The 2,330-nt window shown below is 61.7% G+C and carries 1 protein-coding gene; it reads left to right on the top strand.

The features are described 5' to 3' along the window. A partial coding sequence (locus tag ERD80_RS21180; protein WP_136548434.1) for an efflux RND transporter permease subunit occupies positions 1 to 2,330 on the top strand: 2,330 nt, incomplete at both ends.

Raw genomic sequence — 2,330 nt, 5'->3', positions numbered from 1 at the left:
GGCGCGGCGCGCGACGTGCAGGCGGCGATAAACGCGGCGCGCAGCCTGTTACCGAGTGCTATGGAGTCGCTGCCGACCTATCGCAAAGCAAATCCCTCAGACGCGCCGATTGTGATGCTGGCGCTTACCTCCGCCACGCGCACGCCGGGTGAACTGTACGACCTCGCCGAAAGCAAAATTGAACAGGCGATGGGGCAGGTCAGGGGCGTGGGCGAGGTGTCGCTGATGGGCAGCGCGCTGCCGGCGGTCCGCATCGATCTGCAGCCGCAACAGCTGACGCACTATGGCATTGCGCTGGATACGGTGCGTAGCGCCGTCGCCAGCAGCACCACCAATCTGCCGAAAGGCATGCTGCAGGGCAGCAGCCAGTCCTGGATGGTGGACGGCAACGGCCAGCTGGACAAAGCGGCACAGTACCGCGACCTGATAGTCAGCTACCACGCGGGTAAGGCGGTGCGACTGCATGACGTCGCCACGGTGTATGACTCGGTGGAGGATCAGTATCAGGCCGGCTTTCTCAATTCACAGCCGTCGGTGATGATCGCCATCAAGCGTCAGGCCGGCGCTAACATGCTCGACACCATTGACGCCATCAAAGCGCAGCTGCCACAGCTGGAGAAAGATCTGCCTGCCGATACCCAGCTCAAAGTGGTGGTGGACCGTTCGCCAACGGTGCGCGCCTCCCTGTATGACACCGAAGAGACGCTGCTGGTGGCGATGCTGCTGGTGATTGCCGTGGTATTTGTCTTCCTGCGTAATCTGCAGGCGGTGGTGATTCCGGCGCTGGCGCTGCCGGTGTCGTTAATCGGCACCTGCGCGGTGATGTATCTGCTCGGCTACAGTCTCGATAACCTGTCGCTGATGGCGCTGATCATCGCCACGGGCTTTGTTGTTGATGACGCCATCGTGGTGCTGGAAAATATCACCCGGCACATCGAAGCCGGTCTGAGTCCGCTGCGTGCCGCCCTGCGCGGTGCCCATGAAGTGAGCTTTACGGTGCTGTCGATGACGGTGTCGCTGGTGGCGGTGTTTATCCCGATTCTGCTAATGGGCAGTATTGTTGGCCGCCTGTTCCGCGAATTTGCGGTGACGCTGACGGTCTCGCTGCTGATCTCCATGTTTGTCTCGCTCAGCCTGACCCCGATGCTGTGCGCCCGGCTGCTGCGGCCGAAGCCGCAGGTCACCCGGCGGCCGCATCCGCTCTATCAGCTGATCGAAAATGCGCTCAACGCGCTGCTGGCCGCTTACGCGCGTGGCCTGGCGTGGGTGATGGCGCACCAGAAGATTACCCTGCTGAGTTTGCTGCTCACCGTGCTGCTCAATCTGTTTCTGTTTAGCGTGGTGCAAAAGGGCTTTTTCCCCAATCAGGACACCGGCCTGCTGATGGGCGCCCTGCGTGCTGACCAGAACATCTCCTTCCAGGCGATGAAGCCAAAGATGCTGGCGTTCACCAAAATCATTGAGGCCGATCCGGCGGTAGACAGCGTGATGTCGTCAATGGGCAGCGGCATGTTTGGCTCGCGCAATAGCGCCAACTTTTTTGTCCGGCTGAAAGATTTTGACCAGCGCAGCGCCAGTGCCACCGAAGTGGCTAACCGGCTGAGCCAGAAAACCCGCCATATTGCCGGGGCGCAATTGTTCCTGATGGCCGCGCAGGATCTGCACATCGGCGGGCGCAGCGCCAACGCCACTTATCAGTACAGCCTGCAGGCTGACGATCTCGACCTGCTGCGCCGCTGGACGCCGAAAGTCCAGGCGGCGCTGGCCGCGATACCGCAACTCAACAGCGTGGATTCCGATGCGCAAACCGGCGGACAGGAGGTGGTGATCAACATCGATCGCGACCGCGCCACGCGGTTGGGGGTTAATGTGCAGATGCTGGACACGCTGCTGAACAATGCCTTTAGCCAGCGACAGATTGCCACGCTCTATCACACGCTCAATCAGTACCATGTGGTGATGGCCCTGCAGGACAGCGACACGCGCGATCCGGCCATGTTGCAACAACTGTATGTGATTAACGACAGCGGCGATCGCGTGCCGCTGGCGGCCTTTGCCCGCTTCAGCGGCGGCAACGCGCCGCTGTCGGTTGCGCATCAGGGCCAGTCAGCGACCAGCACCATCGCCTTCAACCTCAACGACGGCGTGTCGCTGGAGCAGGCGCAGACGCTGATTAAGCAAGCGATGGCACAGCTGGGGTTGCCCTCCAGCATTCAGGCGGGCTTTGCCGGCACCGCCGCAGCGTTCTCTCAGCTCACCGCCACCATGCCGTGGCTGATCATCGCGGCGCTGGCGGCGGTGTATATCGTCCTGGGCGTACTGTATGAGAG

Origin of the sequence: Pantoea sp. R102 (assembly GCF_004916815.1) — a bacterium.
GTDB lineage: Bacteria > Pseudomonadota > Gammaproteobacteria > Enterobacterales > Enterobacteriaceae > Pantoea > Pantoea dispersa.
This window is presented reverse-complemented; position numbering and strand designations above follow the sequence as displayed.